Origin of the sequence: Corynebacterium sp. MSK071 (assembly GCF_030232125.1) — a bacterium.
GTDB classification, from domain to species: Bacteria; Actinomycetota; Actinomycetes; order Mycobacteriales; family Mycobacteriaceae; genus Corynebacterium; species Corynebacterium kefirresidentii.
In genome coordinates, this window is sequence record NZ_JASPJA010000031.1 from 1 (window position 1) to 1,940 (window position 1,940).

The 1,940-nt window shown below is 54.2% G+C and carries 2 protein-coding genes; both read left to right on the forward strand.

The genetic code is table 11. The annotated features are described in order from the left end of the window. The coding region (locus QP990_RS12040) for a hypothetical protein (protein ID WP_284799408.1) at positions 1-498 on the forward strand (498 nt) is incomplete at its 5' end. Positions 499-663: 165 nt separating this feature from the next. Further along, a partial coding sequence (locus QP990_RS12045; protein ID WP_284799409.1) for a hypothetical protein occupies positions 664-1,940 on the forward strand: 1,277 nt, incomplete at its 3' end.

Genomic DNA, 1,940 nt, shown 5'->3' on the forward strand with positions numbered 1-1,940 from the left:
GCTGCTCCGGTTATCGCGCAGTTTAAGGCGGCGAAGAAGCTTCCGTTTATTGTTGTCGCACTTCAGATGTTTAATCATCATGAGGTGCGTCAGGCGCTGCTGCACGTCTTTAACGAGGTGCTTATTAATTCGCTGACGGCGTTTAATACCAAGGCTGTGGTGAAGGCTGTTCGTGCTGCGGTGGACTTCCTTGCCCTGTCTACCCCGATTCGTGTTGCGGTACGTGGCAATAACCTGTTGAAGCTTGTCAATGGGCTGAACATTGGTCGTATCCTGTTCAATGTGTTCTTGCTGTCGCGTATCCCGCAGCTGGGTCACTTGCCGGTTCGTGGCTTGGGTCTGCGTGGCGGGGAGACCTTGGCGGCCGGTTTGTACGCTAACTGGCGTGTTCTCAAGACTGTGCTGACGCCGCTGGCGTTGAAGCCGGGCGTGCTTATCGGCGATGCGGTAGCGTTGATGGTAGTCGCGTACCTGGTTGTGGGTGCGTTGACTATTTAATCAGATTCAGTCGAGTAGGGGCTGAGGGTGTATTCCCTCGGCCCCTATTCTTGTGTGCTGGTCGGCTGCCGGGGCTCGGGGTAGTCGCTGTGTTTTATACTAGGGGTTGTATTGTGACGCTATTTTGGGGGTTTTATGCGTAATCGGGGGAATCTTGTCCATGGTGTGCCGAATATTTCTGCCGGTGGTGGTGCTTGGATTGGCCAGCCGGTGTCGAGTCCTTTTGCGGTGCCATTGTCGGCGAGTGAGCCGCTGCGCCGTTTGCCGGGGGCGGGTATGGTTCCTGCTGGTTATGTATCTGCTGATGGTGTGACGGTGGATACGTCGGTAGATTCTGAGGAGTCGAAGTCGTGGTCTGGTTTGTCGATGAGTACTGTCTCCTCGCCGAATGGGGTGAGCCTGTCGGTGTCGTTTATGGAGTTGGGTAACTCGGCGGTGATGCGGTTGACTCATCCCGATGGTGGCGTCAAAGAGTTGTTTGATTCTTCGCGTGTAAGGGTTGAGGAGCGCCTTGATAGGGCGTTGCCTTATCGTTCGTTGAATTTTGATTTGTTGGCTTCTGGTGGGCAGCGTGTGCGTTTGTTTGTTCCGCGCGCGGTGGTCACGTCGATTGATTCTCAGCCGTTTAACCGGGCCGAGTTGGCAGGCAGTGTGGTGACGTTGTCGTGCACACCGGATTCTAATGGTGTGTGTTTGTACCGTCTGGTGGATAGGAATCCTCAGGAGCCTACCGGGCGCGACGATATAGGCCCGGATTTTGCATTTGCTGGCAAGGTTCGCGAGTGGGTGGACTATATTACTGGCGATGGCAGGTTGACGAATCTTGGCGCTATCCGGGTGAATGTGTCTACTGCTCTGGATATTATTTCTCGTCTTTCTGAGCGGTCATTGTTGGATGCGGTGGACCAGCTGATTAATCGTGTGGAGCACACGGTTGCGGATATGACTGATTCGGAGTTGCTGCGCATCATTGCTGATTGGGCTCCGCGGGACCTTATTAGTGGCGCTAACTTGGATAACTTTCGCGCTGCTTTTGACCATGCAATGTCGTGGCTGCGGCGTCGTAGTAAGTCGGTGGCGCATGCGCTGAAAAAGATTGCCACACTGTGGTCGAGTGTTGGCGTTGGTGGCTTTATTGCTGGCTTGGCCAATGGTGATGTGCAGCAGGCTATTGGTGATTTCCTGTCGACGGCGGGGGCGAATTGGCAGGATTGGTTGGATGCCATTATGCGTGGTGATGTTGATCATCTTATTGATAATGCGATTGCGTCTGTGAATTTCCCTGCTTTGGGTGATGCTTTGGCCGATCTGGTGTCCTCTGCTGGTTTTTCGCAGTGGGCTGGGCCTATTCGTGCGTGGGCTGGTCGTTTGGGCCAGATGTCTGGCGATGTTGGAAAGATGGTTGGTAACGCGCTGCGTGGCTTTTTGAACAGGCAGAACAT